Here is a 23,527-nt window from a genome sequence, read left to right as displayed (position 1 = left end):
TACTTAATCATGCATTCATTAAGAGAAGATACTATCTATCGTGATATAAAGCAGTTGCACCTGCTGGCAATGGAGCTTAAAAGCAACTTTGATAGAGAATATAAGTCAGAGGATTTGATGACTTCATTCAAACCTTTCGATATGATGCTGCCAAGAATACTTAAAGCACTGCCCGAAAGTATTAAGAAGCAGGAGTCGTTGATAAGGCACTCTCGTTGGCTTGGAGTACATCTAAGAAAAGGAGACCCAGGAGCATGCAGTCAAGACATCAAGGACATTTGTTTCAATGATATACCAACTCTTGAAGAAGCTTATTTAAGCTATGTATTAAGTAATCAGATTATAAAAGAGCGGCAGCCCTGGGAAACTATCCATCACGTGATCCGGAGTATCGCACAATCGCTTTTCGATTCTGGTCACCACGCCAATGCAGTAGAGGCGGCTTTCAAAGAAATCAATAACCTGGTCAAACAAGCGTATAAGAAGGTTTGCAACGGTGACAAAGAGCGCGATGGTGATGATCTGATGCGGAAAGCTTTCAGTTGTACTCGGAGCAGTCAAGGTACTCTGGATCGGGGGCCTCTTCTCCGTCTCACCGACCGTGACCTAGCTACTGATTCGGGATATAATGTGCAGGATGGCTACATGAATCTTTTTGCGGGCGCGATACGCGGCATCAGAAATCCGAAGGCGCACGAGAACATGTCCATCGACGCGGCTGAGGCCTGGGAAATGCTGGTATTTGCCAGTCACCTGATGCGCATGTGGGATCGGGGCCAATCGGTTATGCCAACTATTTCGCCCGTCGCTGCGGGTACTTCTTCATCTATTTAGTTATTAATTATGTCCGAATGGTCCGCCGTTCAGGAGCCAATGCTCAACTATGCCCAGGCTATTGGCTGGGTCCGTCTGGAAGCTGCCGATGCCGAGGTATTGCGCGGTGGTCCGCACGAGCCGTTTTTCACCAAGCTGCTCACTGACCAGCTGCTGAAGCTCAACCCCGGTGTGCTCGATGCTGCCCGCGCCGCCGACGTGGTGCGCCGCCTGCGCCTGCTGCCGGCCACGCTGGAAGGCAACCGTGAAGCGCTTTCCTGGATGCGCGGCGAGCGGAGCGTGTACGTGCCGGCCGAGAAGCGTGAGCGGAGCGTGCGCGTTATTGATTTCGATAACGCTTCAGAAAACCTGTATCACGTCACGCCCGAGTGGCGGCACCAGGGCACCCGCTACCTCAACCGCGCCGATGTGGTGTACCTCATCAACGGCCTGCCAGTGGCCGTATCGGAGCTGAAGAACGCCGCCAAGAAAGACGGTATTGCTGAAGGCATCACGCAGGTGCGCCGCTATCACCAGGAAACGCCCGAAATGATGCTGTGGCCTCAGGTGTTCGGCGTGAGTGAGCTGCTGGCCCTGTGGTACGGGGCCACCTGGAGCCATGCCCGCAAAAACATCCACAACTGGAAAGACGACGCCCCCGAAGCCATCAGCTACGAGCAGAAGGTGCGCGGCTTTTTCGCCCCTGAGCGGGTGCTGCGGGTGCTGCGCGAATACGTGCTATTCCTGGAAAAAGAAGATGTGCTGACCAAGGTACTGCTGCGCCAACACCAGACCACGGCCGTGGAAAAAGCCGTTGCCCGCGCCCAAGACCCCGAGCGGCACCGTGGCCTGCTCTGGCATACCCAGGGCTCGGGCAAAACGCTGACCATGATCGGCATTGCCCGCCACCTACTGGCTAGGTCGCTGTTCGGCGAAAAGCCGACCGTATTACTACTGCTCGACCGCAACGAGCTGGAGTCCCAGACGGTGGGTAACCTGGAAGCGGCCGGCTTCCACAATCCCCGCGTGGCCCGCACCAAGCGCGACATGCAGCAGTTGCTAACCGATGACAACCGCGGCCTCATCGTGGCCATGATTCATAAGTTCGACGATATTCCGGCCAGCCTGAACCTGCGCCGCTCCATCGTGGTGCTCGTCGACGAGGCCCACCGCACCACCGGCGGCGACCTAGGCACCTACCTGCTGGCTGCGCTGCCCAATGCTACGTTCCTGGGTTTCACGGGCACACCCGTCGATAACTTGGCTCACGGCCGGGGCACGTTTAAAGTCTTCGGCTCCGACGACGAGCAAGGCTACCTGCACAAGTACAGCATTGGGGAAAGCATTGCCGACGGCACCACCGTGCGTCTGCACTACCAGCTAGCTCCCTCCGAGCTGCGCGTCGACCGCGCTACCCTGGAAAAGGAGTTTCTGAGCCTGACAGAAGCCGAAGGTGTAGCTGACCAGGCCGAGGTCGATGCCATCCTGAGCCGGGCCGTGACCCTGAAGGAAATGCTAAAGGCACCCGGCCGAGTGGCGCAGATTGCTAATTTCGTAGCCGAGCACTTCCAGGAAAACGTGCAGCCCCTAGGGTATAAAGCCTTTCTAGTGGCGCCCGACCGTGAAGGCTGTGTGTTCTATAAGCAAGGCCTGGACAAGCTGCTGCCCCCGGAGTACAGCACGGTCGTTATTTCGGCAGCCCACAACGACGACGAGCTGCTGAAGCAGTACTACCTGACCGGGCCGCAGGAAAAAGACGTGCGCAAGGCTTTCCTGCGGCGCAACGAAAACCCACAGATTCTCATCGTAACCGAGAAGCTGCTTACCGGCTTCGATGCGCCGCTGCTCTATTGCCTGTACCTCGATAAGCCCATGCGCGACCATGTGCTGCTCCAGACCATTGCCCGCGTCAACCGGCCCTATGAGGTAGATGGACAGGAGAAGCCTTGCGGTCTGGTCATTGACTTCGTCGGCATCTTCGAGCGGCTAGAAAAAGCCCTGGCTTTCGACTCAGACGTGGTAGCCAGCGTCATTGAGAACGTGGATGTGCTTAAAGATTTGTTCCGGCGGCAGCTAGCGGACCCCGGCGCGAACTACCTAGTACACGCCCGTGGCTGGAACGACAAGGATAAGGAGCGTGCCATCACTGCCTTCGCTGACAAGGAAGTGCGCAAGGAGTTCTTCCGGTATTATCGCCAGCTGAGCAGTCTGTACGAAATCCTGTCGCCTGACGCCTTCCTGCGGCCTTACCTTAAAGACTATGAGGCCTTGGGTATGCTCTACGTGTTAATTCGGAATGCTTATGCCTCAACTCCCTACGTTGATCAGGACCTGACCGCTAAAACTCGGGCTTTACTCCGGCAGCACACCAGCGTATCGGCGCTGGAGTTACCCAACCAGATTCATGTACTGGGCCCCAATGAGCTAGCTTTGTTAAAAGACAGTGAGGACGACGACCACATAAAAGTGCTGAACCTGCGCAAAGCCTTGGCCACGGCCGTAGATGCGGAGCGCGACCAGAACCCGTTTGTGGTGGGCATAGGTGAGCGAGCCGAGAGCTTGGCGCAGCTTTACGAAGACAGACAACTAACTACGCAGGAGGTACTCGCCGCTTTTGTGGCCTTGACGCAGGAAAAAGTGAACGGCAGTGAAGAGCAGAAGAACCTAGGTCTGGATGGCAACCAGTATGCTATCTTCGGCGCCGTGCGCACCATGTTGCCTACTGTGTTACCTGCTCAAGCGCTGGCACTAGATGCGTTATTTCGGCAGTATCCACACGCTGGCTGGGACAGCCAGCAAACTAGCAATCTGCGTTCAGCCTTATATAAGGCCTTATTACCGCTGATAGGCGCCGGCAAGATGATAGAGTTGACTACCAAGTTACTGATGCTGAAGCGAGTGCCAGTGCTGACCTCAGAGACCTTTCAAACAGCTACTTACTCCGTTGAGAATGACTGAAGTTGCGTTTACGTCAATAGTTTCTCTTGAGCAGCCTTGGCGAGACGTTGATGACCTGAAATGGGCCGCCCGCCATTGGGCGGCTCGCTTAGGCGTAACGCTGCGACGTCTGACCGTTCGGCCTATGCGGCACAAATGGGCCAGCATTTCTACTGTTGGTCGTCTCACATTGGATGCTAACTTATTGAAGGTGCCTCGTCACTTAGGCGAGTTTGTGATTGTTCATGAGTTGGTGCACCTGCTGTGCCCAAAATCAGGTCATGGACGTGTATTTAAAGCTTTTCTGAGTGCCTATTTGCCTAATTGGAAAACTTGGGAGCAGGAGCTACAACAACATGCCAGTAATACTTATCGAGCCGTTAAATCACATAAGTATGTGTCGTCACGAAAGTTATTTTAGAAATATATAATTAGTGATTTTAACTGCTGCGCGGCATACATATAATCTTATTAAAGTCATTGTACTCTTGTCACTCTCAATCACCAGTTATGCTATTTTGTGGATAATAGCATCCTGTTCAACATAGGAAAAAGTAGTATGCAATATTCATTTACAAGTGAGATAATCTGAACGTTGATTACTGAATAAGTTTTATAAACTCTTTTTAATCTCATTTATCTACCTATACAGCCCTGTTTTTAGTACGGTGAGTTGTTCATTATAAGGAGGTCGACTAAACTAGTGAATCAGGCAAAAACGGTCAACATATTGTTGAAAAAGACAGTGGCTGTTGTAGAATTTGCCAAATAATTATCAAACCGGTTGTAAAGTTTTACACTTAGATATACCACCTACTTTATTTGAATAAAACTAAAAGAACTTGTAATTATCAAAATTATTAATTTATTACGAATAATGGTAAATTAAATTATGCAATTTATATAAATATCACCTACTTATAATTGACACTATTCTCCTTGCACACGGTACATTACGTCAGTTCTTAAAACGTATTTAACGCCTTTGTTTACCTCACTACCTGCATGGTAAAGATTATGCGAGAACAGCAATGCCATGCCTTGTTTAGGACGAATACTAATATTATCAAAAATAGTTTCGCCACCTTGAAAATTATCATTTAAGTAAATCATAAAAGTCATACAGCTAGCTTCAGTATCGTTGCGAATATAACTCTCATCGAAATGTCTGTTAAATCGATGGCCTTGTTGATAACGATAAAAGCGAAATAATTCATTCAAGCCAATAGCTTGTCTGTTACCAATTTGTGTAGGAATGAAAGAACGTGCCTTTTGCCACAAGCTCTGAGCTACATCTTTATTCTTGTAGAAGGAGCGATTATTGTTGCGGATATGGGTTAATAACTTAGCCCCACTATGAGTATTGACTTTGGCCGGTTCGTAACCATTTCTTTCGCTTAACACCATAAAATTTATGCATTCTGATTTAATCAAAAAATCTTCAATGGTAAAGATTGAATCAGTTATTTTTTGCAAAATCATCTGTAGAGGACAAGATACTCTTAAAGAGCATGGATGATGGTGTAATTATTTAAAAAATAATTAAATTAATAATATAGATGTATATTATTTACTGTGTTTGATTACATGCCTTTTGACGGACAACTTAAACAATAAAATTGTGTCGTTATTTTGATTTTTGAACAAGCATACATGCGAATACAAGTTTAATTTTGTTACTAATCGTAATAAAATTAAACTTGTATAACACAGAAACGAGTATGTGATCGAGTGCTATTAAATTCTCTTTAAACCAATACTAGTCTCCCCAGCATCGTAGGTATTTGTAATAATTTGTAATTTCCAAGCACCTATATAATATTTTTTTTCTTCTGAATGAAGAATATATATACGTGCAGGATCAATATTGATAATAGAGTCTGAAGTGCATTTGCTTTTTAAATAATCGCAATCTTGCAGAGTACCTCGTTCTATAGTAATGCCATTAAATCTCGTGGGTATTTCTAGATAATAGGTAGACTGGAACAACAGATCCGTGTTAAAAGGCCCTTCGTTTACTATCTCTGTGTTTCTAATAAGTAAAATCTTATGTGAAAAAGAGAAATCTATTACATTAAAGTGCCCTGTAAAGCCTATTTTTTTCATGAGACTATTCCTGTGCTTTATAGTTTGGAATTTCCTTCTTATATATTGTTCCAGACTTCCTGTAAAATGTTGTTTTGTGAGGAAAATAGTCTCTTACAAGAAAATATTCCATTCTAGTTGTGGCATTTTTGTTTGAATTTATATTTATAAGGTCGTCAAACCTACCTTTGTTAGTATGTAAATTAAAGTGAAAAGATGTGTTCTTTAGCATTCCAATTGCTATAATTTTCTTCTTTATAGCCTCTCTACTCTCAGATGCTTCAGCCCAGTTGTTCATATAAGGTATGAAGTTCATCTTCATGCTAAAGTTCGCAAGATCATCGTCTACTCCCAAAGCAATCTTATATTCTTGATTGTCATTGGTTGTCATATCAGCTATTGTAACAGGCTTTACGGCTGATGAACCATGGAGATGGTCAGTATCTCCTTCTAACGTTAGCAATACGAACGGACCATATCGCATGGTCATAGCCGCAGCTCTGGAGAGTAATTCCTCTAAAGTTATTGTTCCGAAGGTTTCTATGGGAACTGCAATAGCAGCAGGAATCATAGTGCTCTGTAAGTTCGATGTGCTACCAGCGGCGCGACCAGCAACATCGGCTTTTCTATGGTAGCTTGAATTCGTGACGCCTACATTAAGGTTCAGAACCCTGGTTGCATCTGCTTGTGCTGTATTGTTAGATCTAGAAGCGTGTGCTGGCCGTGCTGCTCCATTTGTCTTCCGCACATTGCCTGCTTTCTTTGACCCCATTTTCCTTTCATCATCAAAGTTGCTTGGGGCCCCGATGCCTTCTACTTCTCCTAACAATCCTGATGGATCAGAGAAAAGAGTAGGATTGTTAAAAGCATACTGATAAGGACTGATAGCCGAAATAATGTCTGCTAGTGGGTCAACTTGATGAAACCTTCCTAATTGGGGATCATACATCCGGAAGTCCGTTTGCGTCCAATTAAGATTCAAGTCTTCCTGCTTTTCTTGGCCAATATACTGGTGCTTATTAATCGGCAAACCTCCGTCTCGATTGATTCCATTGAGAGCGAGGCCCCAAGGGTCATACTGGTTTTCTTGTACTAAGAGCCCTGGCTTGTAGTCTACTTGTACGTCGTCAAAGAGAACGTCCAAAGCGCTTTCATTTCCTACGTACACTTGCATATAGCCATCTTGTGGAGCCTGCACATGGAGCCGCAATTCTTCATAGCCGCTGAGCGCTGCGGCTGTCAGCGGTTGTGTGTAGGAGTCTACTAAAGCTGAATCCTGATCAAAAATGAGTGCCCGTACGTAGCCCTTTGGCACTTGTCCAGTTTGTACTAGGCTAGGCACCAATCCTAGGCCTAGTCCCAAGAATGGAAGTGAACGCCCTTTTTTCGTTGTCTCTCCTCCTGGTGGAACCATAGGCTGTTGTAACAACGTGGTAACAAAGCTCAGCAATGAGAAGCTGAAGGAAGAGCCATTGGGCACCGGATGCGGCGCGTAACCAGGCGCCAGCACATCGACAACGTCACCTTTATGTACGGGAAGCAGAAGCAGTGGCCCAATAGGCTTGCCTGCGGCTGCATTAAGCTTCGCAACGTAACTCCCTTCTACCGTTGCAGTGCGGGCCGCGCTACCCGCAGCAAAGCGCGTCGTTGCGATACTTGCTTGATCAAATTGCGCTTCTTCTAGCTCTGCGCGACTCGGCTCCATGCTGGCCCAGTAAGTTGCTGGGTCACCAGGACGGTAAGCAATTCGCAAACTACCTAGATGATCCTTGATCGTGTACTCCCGTACGTACCGCACTTGCGCACTACTAGGAGACACAAAGCGTAAAACCCGACCTTCTGGATGGTTAAAGAACCGCAAGGAGTCCCCTTCATACTGATAAGGACCTACGTAGTCGATTTGCTGCACTTGCCCCGCTTGGTGGATAAGCTTGGCCACCTTTTCCCCACTAGCCGTATATCGATACTCGATGAAATCTTGCGCGGAGAAGTTAACTTGGGTAGGTAGATCTAAATGGTTGTACGTGATAGAAGTAATGCCCTTGTTCTTGTCGGCTTTCAGATTACCATTAGCGTCATAATTGTACTCGATTGTGGGTGCTTGTCCTGGCGCAGTACGCATTTTCTCCTGAAAATCTCCCGCTAATGACGTCAAAGCCGCTGCGCTGCCTGTTGGTTGAGCTATAGCGTTGTTGAGTACTCGATCCTCAACGGCTTGCAGACGATTGTTATAGGCGTAACTATACGCGAGGTCGTCTACAAGACCATATTGTTTAGGCGTGAGGTGAGTAGATTGGGCAAGTAGTCCCCGCCGTTGTAGGGAGCGAATGTTACCATTCTTATCATAGTTGATTCCCAACAATCCATAGCGTTGCTGTTCGGCACTCCATGTTCCCGCTTGCGTTTGTGCTACATAATCTGCCTGTTTTAGGCGGCTAGCCCCATCGTAGAGGTACCCATAAGCGCGGGCTACTCCATCGTTACGGCTTCGCCACTTCTGCCCGCTGACGTTGCCATTGTATTCAGGCATTCGGAAACCACACTCATAGCTGAGTTGCATTCCCCATAGATCAGTGGAAGTGGATGCCGGAGTAGCTCCGGTGACTAAATCTTCATTAATGCCTTTCAACCACCCACGTACGGTATACGTGTAATCCACGGACTGTTTAGTGATTGCCTGGTCAGGACTCAATGTTTTGTTGATCAGTTGACCTAATGCGTTGTATCTGTAGCTTGCTATTGTTGTAGCATTCTCTTCTGAACCTAACTGCTGCTGGGTAGTGATCAATCGTCCAGCATGATCATAATTGGATAGTTCAGCAATGGTTATGGGCTCGTGGTTGGGGCCTGTGTGTACGCTGTAGCTCTTAACTTCTCTGCCTAAGAAGTCAACCTGGGAGGTCACCACATCCGTGCCGCCAAGAACATTCGTGCTTTGAATCTGAATAGGTTGGCTTCTCTCGTTATAGAAGAAAGTAGTGGTCAGCCATGCATTAGGATCATTCTCGTCTACTTCAAGTACCCGGGTCTTGGTGCGCGTTACCAGGCCTTTGGTCCGCAGATCCACGGCCGGTTTGTCCAGAGTTGAAGTTGTAGAAAACTGATCTTGGTAGCGCGCATCATAGTTGCTGTCCCGGCCACCATTTCGATCAAAGTCATAATCGTCGTAGTAGGAGACTGTAAGAATACGTGCGTTGGGAAACCGCCATGTGTCGTTCAGATTTGGGTACGTTTGGCTAATGGTGTAGTGATGCGTTGTTGGCTGATCCGGCCGGTGCAACTCAAATTGCTGCAACAAATTGTTCTGAGCAGCGCGGTCTTCTTCGCTTTGTAGCCAGGCAAATGTGTCCGAACAATCAGCGATTCCCGTCATAATTATACGTCCCAACTGATCGTACTTATTCCAGCTCAGTTGTGGAGATGGCATGGCGCGCTGCCGCGCATCTTGGGTCATGATGACGCGGTCGAGCTGGTCGTAGACGAACTGCATCTCGCCGTCCTGGCCAGGTACTTTCTTGCCGATCACGCGGCCTTTGCCGTCATAGCGGTAGCGGAACAGCAAGGGCTCCTCATTGGGGCCCATTTGATAGTTGGCTCCCAGAGCAGTAGCCTGCGCAATGGCCTTGGGTGGCAATACTGCCCGCAAATGGTTGAAGTCATCGTAGACGTAGTAGGTTTGCAACCAAGAGCCCGTACTATCCTCCACCTGCTTACACAGGAGTAGTCCTTGCTTGTCGGTGAACTCGCGCACGTGATGGCCATTCTCGTCGGTAATCTCCTTCAGCCACAGCGCACCTTCAGCATAATCCGGCACGTGCTCAATTTTACCATAATCACCCGTGTAATCAATAGTGAACCGAAGCACCCCATCCCACTTAGTATGGGGACGTTCCTGCACGCGCACGGTGTGGTTGGCCTTATCTTCGGTAGGTAGCAAACGCCACGTTTCTCCTGGGGCCGCTTGAGCTATCACCCTATTCCGTGGGGAAGCTTCGAACTGCTGCTCGCTATAGGCTACGCCCGTTAGGGCTACGTTGTCGTTGATCGGACTGGGCCCATAGGGCGTATCCGTGTAGAAGTGATACTGCTCCCATAAGGCGTTCGCATGGTAGCCGTAATTCGCCGTAGTGGTAGCGATGGCGTAAGGCAGGTACTGCTTGGGTTGGCGCCCTAATGCATCATAGGCCATTGGTTGCACTAAATCTGGCGTCGTACTGTCTGGGCGCATGATGCCGGCCTGATGTTGTACGGTTTGCACGGGTCGACCTAATCCATCCAAGTACTGCGTCTGCACCGCCACTGCTTTTTTGGCTTGGGTGGTTATATCCGTCGTCGCTGGCAACGCTACCTGCGCCGTGTAGGTGCGCACATAATTCACTAAAGGTACTGATGAGTCGGCGGCAGGTTCTGTGCCTAGTAAGTTAGGGGAACAGGCCGCAGTCGGCGGGTTAGCTAATGGAGGGGCGGGCACTACGGTCACAGTTACCGTGGCCTGGACGTCTGGGCAACTAGCAGCTTCTGCAGGCGTGACGGTGTACGTCGTCGTTTGCGTGGGCTGCACGGTGAGCCGTGTCGTTGTTGCCAGCAGCGTACCGGCTGCGTCGCGCCACTGCACGGCGGTGCCGATAGGCTGAGCATAAGCTTGTAAGCTCACAGCATCTCCGATTTGGATTGTGGATGGGCGTGAGGCTGTTAGAGTAGGGCAACTCGTGCTGACTTGAGCGTAGAGCATTTTGCTATACAACGTCAAGTCCGTGGCCCAGTCGTTAGTGCCACGTACACGATAGCGGCCTGAATCACTCGTAGTAGCGAACGAAAATATTAATAGTGAATCATTTGCTCCAGCGATTTCTACCCATTGCCCTGCTTGCTGATGTTCCCACTGATAATGGGTGTAGCGTCCTCCTAGGGAGCGAGTGAGACGTAAGGTATCCCCAACAGAATAGCGTACGGTATCTGTACCGCTTGGAGGAGCTTGAGGTATGTAGTCAAAGGAGTAATAAGGACGTTTGCCGTTCGGACCAGAGAAATTCGGTTCCAGACTACGAAAATCAAGCTTGTTATTACTTACGCGTAAAAGAAGATCTTCGGCATACTCTTGCTGTTGCCAAGAGGGTATCTGCGAGAACTGATTAGAATCTAGGTCTATATGATAGAAATTTTGAACTTTTCCCCACTGCTCTGGTAATGAGCCTCTAAAGTTGTTGTGAGCAAGGGATACAAAACCCAGGTATTCAATTTCTCCCCATTCAACTGGTACGACACCATTAAACTGATTATACGATAGATCTAAACTATAGAGGTTTTCACTTCTTCCCCATTCTGAAGGCAATTGACCGCTAAAATCATTATGCGATATGTTTAAGTCGGACAACTTCCTGCCAAGCGGACCTTGAGCCCATTGAGATGGGAGCGTACCACTGAAGTGGTTAGAAGATAGCGTGAGATTGCGTAAACTGCTACATTGGTTCCACTCAGGTGGAAGAGATCCACTAAGCTGATTAGAAGACAAGTCTAATGTAGAGAGCGATGAAAGTTCGCTCCATTCACTAGGTAATATACCGCTAAGTTGATTATTAGATAAATATAAGTATCTTAATTGGGTAAGGCTTCTCCATCCGATGGGAGGAGGTCCGCTAAATTGATTATTTGATAAGATAAAATAACCTAATTTGGAGAGTTGACTTAGATCAGTTGGTAGTGAACCATTAAATTGATTATTAGACAAATTCAAATAGAAAAGTTGGGTCAACTGGTTTAGCTCACTTGGTAGTGTGCCACTAAGTTTATTAAAGGATAAGTCAAAAGAAGACAACAAGGGAAAATGGCACCACTCACTCGGAAGGGAACCACTGAGTTGATTATGCGCTAAGGATAAACCATACAATTGGCGAAGTTGCCCCCATACAGCAGGTAGCTGACCATCAAGGCTATTGTTCGACAAGTCTAACCCCTCTAGTTTAGTTAATTGGCTCCACTCTGGTGGTAATGTGCCGCTTAATTTGTTGCCGCCTAAGCCTAAACCCTGTAATTGGGTGAGCCGACTCCACTCTACTGGTAGCGGTCCCTCAAACTTATTGCTAGATAAGTTCAATTGTTGTAGATTGGTAAGCTGGCTTAACTCAGGCAGTAAAGAGCCACTGAGTTGATTCTGTGCTAAACTCAGCATCTTTAACTGAGTAAGCTGACCAAGCTCAAATGGAAGCGTACCACTAAACTGATTGCCACCTAAGTCTAAATAGTTCAGCTGGTGAAGCTGGCTTAGCGCGGTAGTAGGTAATGGACCGTTAAGATAATTACCATGTAGGTCTACGTATTGTAAACGAGTGAGCTGACTGAAGCTAGCTGGCAATGGACCACTCAGTGGGTTTCCCCATATTATTAAACTCTGAAGTTGAGTAAGTTGGCCTAGTGAAGCTGGCAATGACCCACTAAGGTTATTCACATCAAGCCACAAACCAACAACATCGCCACCTTGAACTCTTACTCCTGTCCATTTGCTGGCATTCGCTATGGTTGAGCCATCCAACCAATTTCTATGATCGTACCAAGTTGGCCCCCCTGTGGAATAGTAAAATTGGCGCAGGACCCGAATTTCAGTAGAGTCGGGTACTAACCCTTCACTCGTTTGGCCTTGAACGGACAAACTGCTTAAACAGCCATAGAGCAGAAATACAAGGCAATACAGAAACGGACGGCAACGATAAAGGTGTTGCATAAGTAGATAACCTAAGAAGTAAAATAGAGTGAAGGACAGCGTATGGTCAGCGTTTAAGGCTGTAGAGCATACTTATACTCTTGCTGTTGCAGTAGGCGCCCCTTATCATCCACGGTGCGCGCAAGGCGGCCCAACGCATCGTACTCGTAGTAGATGGTACGACCACTTGGATCGGTTTGGCTGATCAAGCCTACCAGCGGCTTATAGGTATAGGTGCTTAGCAAGCTATTCGCTAAGGAAGACTGATTGCGCATAGTTGTCAGGTCTCCCCTCACGCGATTATAAGCGGCGCTTAGGGTGGCATAACCTACACCAACAGCTTTCGCAATTGGCAGTGTATTGTTGTATCCCCACACGTAGGAAGTAGCTACTCCAAGTCGAGGTAATACTTCCGTTAGATTGCCTCGATCATACTTTAGCGTTGTCTCCGGCGTGTTTGAGTAGCGATTGTCTATGCTTACCCCATTTCCATTGACCGTAATCGGCGTAAATGAAGCAGAAGGGCTGTCGAGAAAAAGGGAGAACAATTTAGCTGGGTACATCTTGGTGCCCTGCGTAAGATCTGGTCCGAATGCTGTATAGGCAGCGCTTAACAAGCGTCCGTTCTTCCACTTACTGGTTTCAACTAGTTCATTCTTGTAGTCATCCTGTAGTTGCAACAACGGCTTTAGATTACTATCAGCAGCATTCTTAGCGGTATTGTGGGTTGTTTGATAGGTGTTGGTACTGTTGGTAAACGTCGTACGACGATAGGCTATGTAATCCTTGCGGGCAGTAGCTCGACACAACCAATTATCGACTTTATATTTGTGTACCCACGTTTCATCTGGCGCTTGCGCTAACTGCGTTCGCAGCACGGCATCGCAGCTAGCACAACGATCGGTGTATGATGACATGCCATCAGCGATCGTCTCACAGGCAGGTGCCCGCAATTCAAAGGCATATTTATAACGGGTCGTGAGTGAGTCTCCGCTGGGCAAGAACTCCGTTGTGCGCGTCGGTTGCCGATGATAAGGATTGTTATAGGCCGTTATCGTAGTGGTTTGCCTACTCTGGCCGGCTGCTATCTCGGTTTCGATGACCTGTGTTTGCTTTGTCCAATACGATCTGCGTTCATAGCGACTGCCTAGCATTGCACCAGCGACGTACTTTACAATGTATGCAGGGGTAGTCGCTTTACTGCTATCATAAGCATAGGTGTACTGCATGGATTTCAGATATTGGCCCTGCTCATCAAACACGCGCTGGTATTTCAAGAGGCCTCGACTGAAATCATACCGCAGCGGCACCGCAGGTACATTCGGAATTGTTGGATCACACGCGGATGGATTTACATTGCGAATGCACACGTCGTTGTAATTGGTCCACCGAGCATCACCATAGTAATAATAATCGGTTCGGCCATTACCCGATTGCGCTACTGTCACTTGATCATAGCCAAGGTGATTTCCCTGCGTTGTCGACATCGGCAGAATACCACAGGGAGAAGCTAAATATAGCTGAGAGGAAGAGGCACTATTTAGGCAGCCATTCAGGCTCCGGTCAGGATCTGGGGTAAAGGTCTTATAGCCGAACTCCGCTAGAAAATCGTTGCGTATCACTTGCACGTACCGAGGACGACTGTAGAGCGTACCCGTAGAATGGCCTTGCCCGTCACGGTACGTGTAGTTCGTGACTATGCCTGCCTCCGAAGCGTTTGCTCGGGTCGTGATGGACCTTATTCGTAATCCTCCTGCCAAGGCATTTTCTTCAACTGTACGTGGTCGATTCTCATAGAACGTTACGATAGCGCCTTCGCTGGATCCCACGCCAATGTCACTGCCCATGTAGAAAGAGCGAGTGCCCAGACTGGGTTGTATCACCGTTTCATCATGAAACTTTCTATCCTGTTTAGAAACAGTCAAACTTAGTGAGGGGGAAACACCGCTAACCCAAGCTTTCCCAGGGTACGTGCTATTAGAATTAGACGTGTAGTCTAGCGTGACGCGGTAGGGGTTACCGGAAAATGGAACATCAAACGTCTGCTGGATGGAACCGCAGAGCGAGCCCACGCAGCGAGAAAACACTTCTTGGTACTCGTATTTGCGGTAGGAAACCCAGACATCATTCGGTTCATACTCGAACGTAGTGCTACCACCCATGGGATAGGTAATAGATGTAAGAACTCCATTCGTCATTGCGGGCGCGGATGGATTTCGGTTTGCCCCATTGAAGAGGGGAATAGAGTTGTTAATGTCCCCGTAATAAGTAGGAATCAGCGTATTAATCTGATTATTCTGATTCTGCCCGTTGTAAAAGCCCCAGTGGTCTTGAGCAAAAGACAATCGGCGAGGTAGAAAGTCGGTTTTATAGGCAAATACCCACGGACTCATTGCAATCGTTCCATCACAGGAAGTCTCCTGTATCTTGTCCAACTTCAAGCGCGTAATATCGGTCGTGATGGCACTATTAACCTGAATACCAGCAGCTAAAGGGGTAGTATCCCCCTTAAAGTAGCTATATAAGAACGAGTATTGCTTACAGAAGTCAGTAGCACTTACCGCGATGCTGCCGAGCGCTCTAGCTTGTGTGTTCACATAATCGTCGAGCAGCCCGCCAGTTAAGTATTCGCCTAAGTCCGTTCTGGCGGAAGCGGCTGAGTTGAACGTAACTTTTCCAGTGGAAAACGCAATTTGCGCTAATCGAACTCCATCAATGTTGTTCTTGACGAGACTATACTCGTGTAGGTATGCTCCTACTGGGACAGCTCCATTAACTATACCGTTACCACGTATCGGCGACATCGCTATGGTATAATAACAGTATTTCTCCCGCGCATACGTCAGCGTGATGGCATGAACGCCGTCAGCTGCCACAACCTTCGCTAGGTAGTAACTGGAGTACACATTGTCCGTTACCAAATTGTCCTCTGCGGAGCTGTGCGTGGTTTCTACTGGGCTAGGGTTCGCTTCGCTGGGCGCCGAGGAGTCGGTTACGCCAAAATAATACTTATCGCCTGTGGGTACGGTGATGATAAACCCTTGAATGTTAAAGCTGGCAGAAGTGCCAGGCGATTGGTTAGCACTTGGGTAATAGTATTCTATTTTCAGATCCTGGCCGTCTACTACTACGGGCGTCCGATCATCATTGAAATAAAATTTGCCTGAATACCCATTGAAGTTGAAAAAGTACAAGTCAGGTTCCCCGTCATATTGGCCATTGGCAAAGCCGTAATCATACGGGGCGTTTGCGCCGCTTGCAGTGTAAACATCGGAACCACCCTCAGTCCAGTAGCTATTATAGCCATAGTCACTAAAATGACCGCGAGTTGCATTGGTGGTGCCCCGTTCGTCAGGTTTATCCTGAACGGAGCGGGTGATCACTCCGCCTGCGTTGAGCGCCCAGCCGGTACCGACCCAACCAGCCGGTTCTTGCACTTTAATACCACCAGCATGATAACTCAAGCCAATAGGCAGCGTCAAAGGTCCCTCAGCAATAGTGTAGATAGGAACGTTTATTTCTGGAATGCCAGTGTGATGGTTAACAGGTATATCAGCGTACTTACCAAGCGCAGAAGCTGTTGGTGAGGCGATCGAAACTTGGCTGTAAAGAGCCGAAGATTGCTGTGCCCTTACTGATTCAAATAAGATTAGAAAGAAAAAGAATAGTAGCGTTAATCTCCTACAAGTGAACGTTATCATACCAGGTAGTATCTGAAATACTATTGTAAATGAAAGAAGGTAGCAGAAGGGACTAGGAAAAATGATAAAGAATTACGCCAGGTAGGTTAGCCAGACCTAGCTGCCTTGGCTGCTAGGTCTGGCTATAACTGGAACTGGAAGTAAGATTTAGCGAGGCCTTTTACCTCGTGCTAGGAAGACCAGGGCTCTTGCGTACTAGTTGTTACCTAAGCATCTGTTAACTACTTGCCTGACTTCACCTATAGAAACCACTTCAGTTGCTAGGTGAGATGCTTATCCAATTCTTAGCCAAGAGAAAGCACGATGTGCTCAAGAGTTAAACCTGCTGACAATAATATTATATATATTAGATATTAACAATAATATATATTATAAATAATTCAAGTTTCATTCTTTGGGCGAAGGCAGGCTTGTTGATCACTGCCACTACTCGCAGTTAGGCCTAAGTCAACTCCCTGTTTGCGCAGTGCGCATCGCTCAGTGCGGTCGGCAGAAGAATGCGAACCTACGCCTCCAAGGTGCAGATTCGCAGCATTTCAACACCATCTTGTCGCTATTGTATGGAAGGTAGTGTCGTGTGCTATTGTATGTTGCGCAGACGTCGACGCAGACGAGACCGAAATGGAGTTGACCATACGACAGATGAGGCAGCACTACCCAAAAAGTGCGATAACAGCACGACTATTGGCTTAGTACATACAGCCATCTGATGGTCCGTCGAAGCCAAGGATGACAAGGGCTTCTGATGACCCAAGCCCAGACTTTCAAGCCACTTCGTTATCCTACGAATGTGCCCTACAATCGTCTTCTTTAGATCTTGAAAGCGGCCAACAGTAAGATGTGGTACACCTTGTCGATTGTGAACTGTAGGGAAGATGAGATGCGCTGATATAGTATGTTGCCATGCTTCCTCCAGCTGCTCGCCTTGAAGGGGCGATTTAGAACTTGACTAGGGAGCGCGCCGACATCGAGATCTAGTTTGAGCAAACTCTTCTCGTCAAATTGAAAACTCCTTGCCCTCCAAGCACTGACTAGCAGTAACAATCCGCAATGGCAGTGCAATCTACATCGTTCAGCAGCGGCGTTTCGTTGAAGCATCTAATTAATTCACCTTACTTTAAAAGTATTATTTTTCGCTTCTGATTCAAGTAAGGTTAAATTGTTATTTTGCTGATAATGCGCTTACAACACGGATTATGTTAATGACCATTTCTTAGAAAGTAACGTCTTACCGCTGCGGGCTTCCTGCTCCAGGAAATCCTACTTTATAGGGAGCAAGCGGATCTGCTTTCTTCGGGCGAGCAACCGGCTTGCGCATGGCCGCTTGCAGCCCGATAATCACGGCTTTGGAATGTAAGCTGACCGGCATGAAGCGGGTTTCATTTGCTTGGCGTTCCTGCTGTGGCAATGTGGGCGCGAGCTGAGACTCCAACGGCAGGAGTTTGCCAGCACGAGCCAGCTGGTAGTCCGTGAGCCAGTAGCGATAGCGGCCCTGCTGCACGCGCACGATAATGGTATACCAGATGGGCTGCTCCACCAAGCCACCCGGGCCAACCATCGTGAGCAGCATCTTGGCGCGCGCAACGAGTACGCCCGCCTGCTTCTTCTCCGGCTGCAGGACCGCGTGCGTGGAGGCGTGACTAGTGGCCGACCATCCCTTTGCCCTGGCATAAAGCTCCGTTTGGCTTATCTCTTCGGCCAGTACCTCTTCCGTATAAGTTACTTTCTGGGTGTTAGCAGCAATCGGTAAGGTGACCGCATGCGTAATCTGCGAATAGATACTCGTCGAAATCAGTAAGAATCAGGAAGTGAAAAAGATAAGTCGCATAAGTCGAATTATGTAAAGTAGCATAGGAGGTCACGGCTTTCTCAGTGGAATAGCTTTGTGTTTTCGCCATGCTGCTAGCAATTGTTTCCATTACTTCATCAGGGCTCTTGGTTGACTCGTATAACTGGATAGAGTACCAGAAGCGCTATCAGCAGCATGAGGGCTACTGCTATCGTCGTCTCTCCTTGATCATGCCGATGTGCCCGAGAATGATAGGTAAACACTAGAAGTAGCGGAGCTAGGCTTGACCAAGCAAGCAGCAATTTTCGACTAGCCTTCATCTTTCTATCAACCAGCTTTACAACGCTATAATGGAGTGGACTCTTTTTTAAAAAGCTACTCAAAGTAGATAAAAACCAGAAATCAGTCTAGTTATCAAGGTAGCTGTTTTCTGGAAAAAGCTGATTAACACAAAGTTGCTTATACCCCGGCTCTTGGGATAATGCAAGCTGGATGCTGATAGTCAGAATTGCATTGTTGAGGAATGGTCAGCTTTCTATGTCAATTTTAAGTCAATCATAGGCAAGGACGTCTCGAACTCTTGTGCATAGTGATTGATGCTAACATTTTCTCAATGCCATCTAGATCTAACTTACTGGTTAGAACAAAGGATTTGTTTAATAAGTACTCAGCAACTAAGTTTACAACTAAAGTTACAACCGTCATCAGTTCAGCAATAACAACATGATCTACACGGTAGGTGGTATAAAAGGCGGCAGTGGTAAGACCACAATAGCCACGAATTTGACGGTGTACTTGCTTCAGCAAGGACGTGATGTGATTCTAATTGATGCTGATGATCAAGAATCCGCGACAGACTTCACTTCTTTTCGGCATCAGTCACTTGATGGGGATCTTGGCTATACTGCTGTTAAGGTGACGGGTCGGGAGTTAAACGCTCAGGTACAACGCCTATCTACCAAATGCGATGACATTGTTATTGATACTGGCGGCCGTGACACAGTCAGTCAGCGCTCTGCGTTGACAATCTCGCACGTATACTTGGTACCCTTTGCTCCTCGCTCACTTGACATCTGGACTCTTCGAAAGGTCGAGAACCTGATTGCTGAAGTAGCTCCGTTTAATCCAAGCTTAAGATCCTTAACATTCATTAATAAGGCCGATGCCCGCGGCACTTACAAGGAGGAGGCAGCCGAACTACTTCGTGGGTCCGAGTACCTACAGTTCTTAGAGACTGCTGTTGGTAATCGTATCTCTTTCGCTAATGCTGCTGCCGCTGGTCTAGGTGTGCTAGAGATGAAGCCCGCTGATGATAAGGCTGTGGCTGAAGTCAATGAGTTGTGCAATAATGTGCAATCAGCAGTAGAAGCAACTAAATAGACAACTGATTTTACAACTAATATAACTTGTAAAATAGTTCTCATAGTAGAACCTAACCAGCAACTCATGGCTATCAAGAAACCCAAACTTGGCCTCCCTCCTACTTCACCAGCATCCTTGACTAATCTGGCCATGCAAGAAATGATCAGTAAAGGTGGCTCTGTATTAGAAGAGTCACTTATAACGCCTAGTAAGGTGGAGGCTGAAGAGGACAAACTCAAGTCTTTTACCTTTAAAATTTACGAGAGTGAATTAGCACAAATTAGAGCTATTCAGGATAGCCTGCCCAAACGGGACCGAATCTCCATCCACGATTTTGTCGTTACTGCTGTTAAAGAAAAGATTGAGAAAGAGAAGAAAGCTCGCAACCGAAAATAGTTGTCTATTTAGTTGTAAGATTAGTTGAAGAGGTCGAAGCTAAGAAGCGTCTATTAACACGAGTTGCATACAGCCTATGATGATGTGAAAAATGCATTTAAAATTATGCTATTATATCCTTGATTGTAAATAGGTTGCTTGCAAATAAACAACTAATTATAGTTGTTTATTCAGTTGTAGTAATAGTTGTGTTAACTGCTTGCTAACTGCTGCTTAAGCGACTTGGCATGCTGCTCTAGCATAAAGTCCCGGAATGGCGTTAGATCATCCGTAAGGCGACTTACCTCTAGGGCAGCGAAGTAAGCAGCTTTGTCTTCGCGGAAGACCACTGTTAAGGGCTGGCCATAGTAGTGTTCAACGTAATTCATAAGCAGGCGTGAGATGCGGCCATTTCCATCATTGAATGGATGTATACTCACTAATTTCTGGTGAACATCAAAAGCTGCGTACAACTGCTGCTGTAAGGTGACAGCTTCCTGCATCTGTTCATACAGTTGGCGTATGAGCTGGTCCACTAAGACTAGTATCTTTTGCGCATTTGGAAAAGAGCTAGCACCTAAGATGGAGACTTTATCTATCCTGAAGTCTCCTTTAGCCGCATCAGTGCTCCCCAGAATACTATTCGTACGTAATCCCGTGGTGCGCATTACGGCGCCAGCTAGCTCCTGTAGCATCTGACGCGAAAGGAATCTGCGCTCATCAGCCCATTGCAATGCTAAGTCGAGTGCTTGTGCATGGTCAGCGAGCATGTCGTAGCCATCCCAAGGCAAACGTTGGTCAATTATGGCTTCTTCACCTAGCAGAAAGTCAAAAGCAGCTTATACCGTAACCCTTGATCCTTCAATCATAGTAGAGTGAGCTGATACGAGCACGTGGTTCAACTGCTGACGAGATAATTGATCTGCTGACGGTAGTTGTTGCACCAAGACTGTCAGGCGCTCGATCTCACTCCAAGTCACGCGGCTATCGCTTGACGCAATTGATTTACATCTACATTAGCCAGTGACACCGGATACTCCAACCCCGACACGTGAATTACTTGATGAGCCCAGGCTGCTAGATCATGCGCGTAAATCATCGGCCGGTCCGCAGCATCATGATAGACCGTTTTGCCTTGCATAAAAGCCTCTACGCTGGCTCGTAGTGGCGCGGGCACGTCGTCGAAGGATTTGTCCTGTGCAGTAGTTAGTAAGTGCGTTAGATAGCTTCTAAGTGCGCGATACGCTTCTTGATCATGCCTTGTCATCGTAGGAGAGAGAAGAGGTTTAGAGGTTCAGCTGTTTTTGGTCGGCGTTTTTAGCCCTAGTACGGTGAGCAGTAATCCGGCGGGGTTCTTATCGGCTTTAATCTTATCAGTCTTGAGCCGATACATGAACTTGAACAACTCATTTATGAGTTGTTCGTCACCGATAATCTGACCTATTAGCTTCGGGTCCGTAATTCCTAGTGCTTCCAGATGCCGGCGCGCCATTAGAATCTTAGCCTGCTCGGGGGACTCGTCGAAAGGAATGGGTAATTGCTTGGGTTCTTGCTTGGTAACGTAGAAGCGAACGGCGTTGAAGGAGCGACCTTGCTTGAGTAATTTGTAACCTATTTTAAGTTCCGTATTCTCATTGATCTGTCGTACAGCGATATCCAACACTTTCGCTTTTAGGTCGCTGATACGTTGAAACTGCTCAGGTTCCTTCCCTTTTGGATCTTTGAGCTTCAGCATAAGCTTAAACTCATCTAGATCGTAGGTCTTAGTTTCTCCAATGTCTTTCCACTGGCTAGCGAGCTGATAGATACGCTTAGCGTACTTACTAGAGATCTTTAAGGCGGAAAATAGCTGGTAAGAGGTGAAGTTATTTTTAAGTTCGAACAAGTAAGGTCGAATGTCCTCCGATAGTCGAATGCGTAAGTATCCCTGGCCTTTTACGTACTCTACCTTTTGGAACATCCAAAGCTGCACGTAGGACTGGTCATTTTCCACTTCAAACATGCGGGAACCCATTGATTCAGTAGCCTCTTTGAGTTGCTTGTAGTGCCATTCTCGCCCGGTCATGGCCACTACCTCATTCATGTGGATCTGATATTCTTGGTTCGGCTTGTCTTCTCTACGAAGCTTAGAGAGCAGAAAGAATAAAAGATCTAATTGGCAAGCTGTATAGTCGTAGCGCGCCGTTGTTATGGCGTTATGTTGCCTGACTTCAAGAGCATTAGCTTTTTCCATAGGAGCTTAAGTTGAGCTGTAAATATAGAAAGCTGACGAAAAACTACAATGGTTTTTATAGGGCGTTTTTAACTGATAAAAAGTCGTTTTATCAATAAAAACCNAAAAGTCGTTTTTAACTGATAAAAAGTCGTTTTTAACTGATAAAAAGTCGTTTTTAACTGATAAAAAGTCGTTTTAATTCCGGATAACCTTCAGTAATTCAATTACTTATGAGCCCCTGCAAATAGACAAATACTTGTAAAATACACAAGTTGTTGATACGCGCGAGTACAAAATCAGCTTTTAGAAATGATCTAATTTCATATAAAAGGTGAGTCAAAAAACAGAAAAGGGAAAAGCACAAAGAGGCACAAAAAAGTTACGTGATTGCATTTTTTTTATACTAATTTATACTATTCTAATTTATCTGTGGTAATCACTGTATATAGTTAGCGTCGCACGTTTTACATTATATATCCCATCCGATTACTACGCTGTGCTTTTCCTAACTAAGATTACCTACCGTATTAAGGGGAAGGCACGTAAACGTGAAAACGTAACTACGACTTTTTATCAGCGATCTACCCTGTTCCCTTATGAATCACTTTATAACGAAACATATGAGCAAGACTTTAGGCCCATGGCGGTAAGATGCTTGGCTGTAACTGATAAAAAGTCGTTTTTCGTTTGAGGGTTCTTGTTGCAAACAGGTGGATTTATAAGCTAAACACTTGACAGCTTTACTTATGATTGATTGTCCACAAGAGCCCCTACACAAGATGTCGTTTCTCAAACACCTCCTGTCAAACGCTTCGCTAGGTCATTGCGCTGCCATCCAACCCGAAACGAGGAAACAGCAAAAGAGGAGAAAAAGAAAAGCAAGCCGCAATAGAAAACTGTTCTGACAATGTAGTATTCACTGGTTTTCATCCCATTTGCCCGAATTGCAGCCTAAAAAGCAGACAAACTGTGACAGATTTACCACAAAAAGGGCCTTTTTCGCCTCTTTTTGTCGGCCCAGTCTCACAAATTTTAAAATAAAGCCTTGTATGTCAAGAGTTTAACTAGTTTTTATAGTGTTTTTGCCTTTCTGGTCGCTTGTAGCCCCACGACCCGCACAGTCGGTCGCTTGCAATTGCACATGAAAAAAGCGGATATCTGCGGGCACTAGAGGCGACCAGCAGAACTGCCCCGCGCCCATTGCCGAGCTGCAGCGACCTCAAGTGGTGACCCCACCGTCTCGTGTGTAGGTACAGGAGGCTGGGTCACGAGCCCACCGCCTGAACAGCAAGCGCCGCCAACTCGAGAAAGTGTGCTAGCTGGCGTCACCTCCGCACCTTTTTCCTCCCTCGCACGGGCGTTGGCACGCCCCAACATGTTGTAAATTCGTCACAACAGCGTCGTTTTCGCCCTATTTGAGGGGCTGTTTTCTCAACAATCTTTCGATATCTCCTTCGTAGTAAGGGAAGTAACTGATTTTGGTGTCCTGTTCTGGCCTCTGGTGGGCGTTAGCCCCACGACTCGCGCAGCGCGTGGCCTGCAATTGCACTCGA

At 47.2% G+C, this 23,527-nt stretch carries 13 protein-coding genes; 5 read left to right on the top strand and 8 right to left on the bottom strand.

All coding sequences use genetic code 11. The annotated features are described in order from the left end of the window. The first annotated feature begins 9 nt into the window (after positions 1-9). The 3 genes from BXP70_RS26480 to BXP70_RS26470 are packed head-to-tail and all read left to right on the top strand — an operon-like array spanning position 10 to position 4,171. A complete protein-coding gene (locus tag BXP70_RS26480; protein WP_086597142.1) occupies positions 10-834 on the top strand; it encodes a TIGR02391 family protein in 825 nt (274 codons plus the stop codon). Between the two features lie 9 nt (positions 835-843). Next, on the top strand, positions 844-3,771 hold the full coding sequence (locus BXP70_RS26475; RefSeq protein WP_086597141.1) for a type I restriction endonuclease subunit R: 2,928 nt from the start codon (positions 844-846) through the stop codon (positions 3,769-3,771). After that, a complete protein-coding gene (locus BXP70_RS26470) occupies positions 3,764-4,171 on the top strand; it encodes a M48 metallopeptidase family protein (RefSeq protein ID WP_086597140.1) in 408 nt (135 codons plus the stop codon). The genes BXP70_RS26475 and BXP70_RS26470 overlap by 8 nt, the downstream gene beginning before the upstream one ends. 509 nt (positions 4,172-4,680) lie before the next feature. On the opposite strand, the gene BXP70_RS26465 is transcribed toward BXP70_RS26470, so the two are convergent. The 5 genes from BXP70_RS26465 to BXP70_RS26440 form a co-directional block, all read right to left on the bottom strand. Next, positions 4,681-5,232, bottom strand: coding sequence for a 2OG-Fe(II) oxygenase (locus BXP70_RS26465; RefSeq protein ID WP_218779875.1), 552 nt, complete (start codon positions 5,230-5,232; stop codon positions 4,681-4,683). A 255-nt stretch (positions 5,233-5,487) separates the two neighbouring features. After that, a complete protein-coding gene (locus BXP70_RS26460) occupies positions 5,488-5,856 on the bottom strand; it encodes a hypothetical protein (protein ID WP_086597139.1) in 369 nt (122 codons plus the stop codon). 4 nt (positions 5,857-5,860) lie between these two features. Further along, complete coding sequence (locus BXP70_RS26455) at positions 5,861-12,553, bottom strand: DUF6443 domain-containing protein (protein WP_086597138.1); 6,693 nt, start codon at positions 12,551-12,553, stop codon at positions 5,861-5,863. A gap of 53 nt (positions 12,554-12,606) precedes the next feature. Beyond that, on the bottom strand, positions 12,607-16,233 hold the full coding sequence (locus BXP70_RS26450) for an RHS repeat domain-containing protein (RefSeq protein ID WP_086597137.1): 3,627 nt from the start codon (positions 16,231-16,233) through the stop codon (positions 12,607-12,609). Between the two features lie 1,228 nt (positions 16,234-17,461). Continuing rightward, on the bottom strand, positions 17,462-17,977 hold the full coding sequence (locus tag BXP70_RS26440) for a DUF4468 domain-containing protein (protein ID WP_262490775.1): 516 nt from the start codon (positions 17,975-17,977) through the stop codon (positions 17,462-17,464). A gap of 768 nt (positions 17,978-18,745) precedes the next feature. Here BXP70_RS26440 and BXP70_RS26435 point away from each other — a divergent pair. Next, a complete protein-coding gene (locus tag BXP70_RS26435; protein ID WP_086597134.1) occupies positions 18,746-19,402 on the top strand; it encodes an AAA family ATPase in 657 nt (218 codons plus the stop codon). Positions 19,403-19,468: 66 nt separating this feature from the next. Then, positions 19,469-19,780, top strand: a complete 312-nt coding sequence (locus BXP70_RS26430; RefSeq protein ID WP_086597133.1) for a hypothetical protein — start codon at positions 19,469-19,471, stop codon at positions 19,778-19,780. Positions 19,781-19,971: 191 nt separating this feature from the next. On the opposite strand, the gene BXP70_RS26425 is transcribed toward BXP70_RS26430, so the two are convergent. The 3 genes from BXP70_RS26425 to BXP70_RS26415 form a co-directional block, all read right to left on the bottom strand. Then, on the bottom strand, positions 19,972-20,529 hold the full coding sequence (locus BXP70_RS26425) for a Fic family protein (RefSeq protein WP_086597132.1): 558 nt from the start codon (positions 20,527-20,529) through the stop codon (positions 19,972-19,974). 206 nt (positions 20,530-20,735) lie between these two features. Beyond that, positions 20,736-21,026: a hypothetical protein gene (locus BXP70_RS26420; protein WP_086597131.1), complete on the bottom strand. Its 291-nt coding sequence runs from the start codon at positions 21,024-21,026 to the stop codon at positions 20,736-20,738. Positions 21,027-21,053: 27 nt separating this feature from the next. Then, entirely contained in the window at positions 21,054-21,992 is a 939-nt protein-coding gene (locus BXP70_RS26415) for a replication initiation protein (protein WP_086597130.1), read from the bottom strand. Positions 21,993-23,527: the final 1,535 nt, after the last annotated feature.

Origin of the sequence: Hymenobacter crusticola, from assembly GCF_002154225.1 — a bacterium.
GTDB lineage: Bacteria > Bacteroidota > Bacteroidia > Cytophagales > Hymenobacteraceae > Hymenobacter > Hymenobacter crusticola.
This window is presented reverse-complemented; position numbering and strand designations above follow the sequence as displayed.

What these genes read in the sequence shown, in the direction of transcription:
- BXP70_RS26430 (WP_086597133.1), top strand. Translation starts at nt 19,469, where the DNA reads ATGGCTATCAAGAAACCCAAACTTGGCCTCCCTCCTACTTCACCAGCA.
- BXP70_RS26470 (WP_086597140.1), top strand. Translation starts at nt 3,764, where the DNA reads ATGACTGAAGTTGCGTTTACGTCAATAGTTTCTCTTGAGCAGCCTTGG.
- BXP70_RS26455 (WP_086597138.1), bottom strand. Translation starts at nt 12,553, where the DNA reads ATGCAACACCTTTATCGTTGCCGTCCGTTTCTGTATTGCCTTGTATTT.
- BXP70_RS26475 (WP_086597141.1), top strand. Translation starts at nt 844, where the DNA reads ATGTCCGAATGGTCCGCCGTTCAGGAGCCAATGCTCAACTATGCCCAG.
- BXP70_RS26420 (WP_086597131.1), bottom strand. Translation starts at nt 21,026, where the DNA reads ATGACAAGGCATGATCAAGAAGCGTATCGCGCACTTAGAAGCTATCTA.
- BXP70_RS26480 (WP_086597142.1), top strand. Translation starts at nt 10, where the DNA reads ATGCATTCATTAAGAGAAGATACTATCTATCGTGATATAAAGCAGTTG.
- BXP70_RS26450 (WP_086597137.1), bottom strand. Translation starts at nt 16,233, where the DNA reads ATGATAACGTTCACTTGTAGGAGATTAACGCTACTATTCTTTTTCTTT.
- BXP70_RS26415 (WP_086597130.1), bottom strand. Translation starts at nt 21,992, where the DNA reads ATGGAAAAAGCTAATGCTCTTGAAGTCAGGCAACATAACGCCATAACA.
- BXP70_RS26465 (WP_218779875.1), bottom strand. Translation starts at nt 5,232, where the DNA reads ATGATTTTGCAAAAAATAACTGATTCAATCTTTACCATTGAAGATTTT.
- BXP70_RS26435 (WP_086597134.1), top strand. Translation starts at nt 18,746, where the DNA reads ATGATCTACACGGTAGGTGGTATAAAAGGCGGCAGTGGTAAGACCACA.
- BXP70_RS26425 (WP_086597132.1), bottom strand. Translation starts at nt 20,529, where the DNA reads ATGCTCGCTGACCATGCACAAGCACTCGACTTAGCATTGCAATGGGCT.
- BXP70_RS26460 (WP_086597139.1), bottom strand. Translation starts at nt 5,856, where the DNA reads ATGAAAAAAATAGGCTTTACAGGGCACTTTAATGTAATAGATTTCTCT.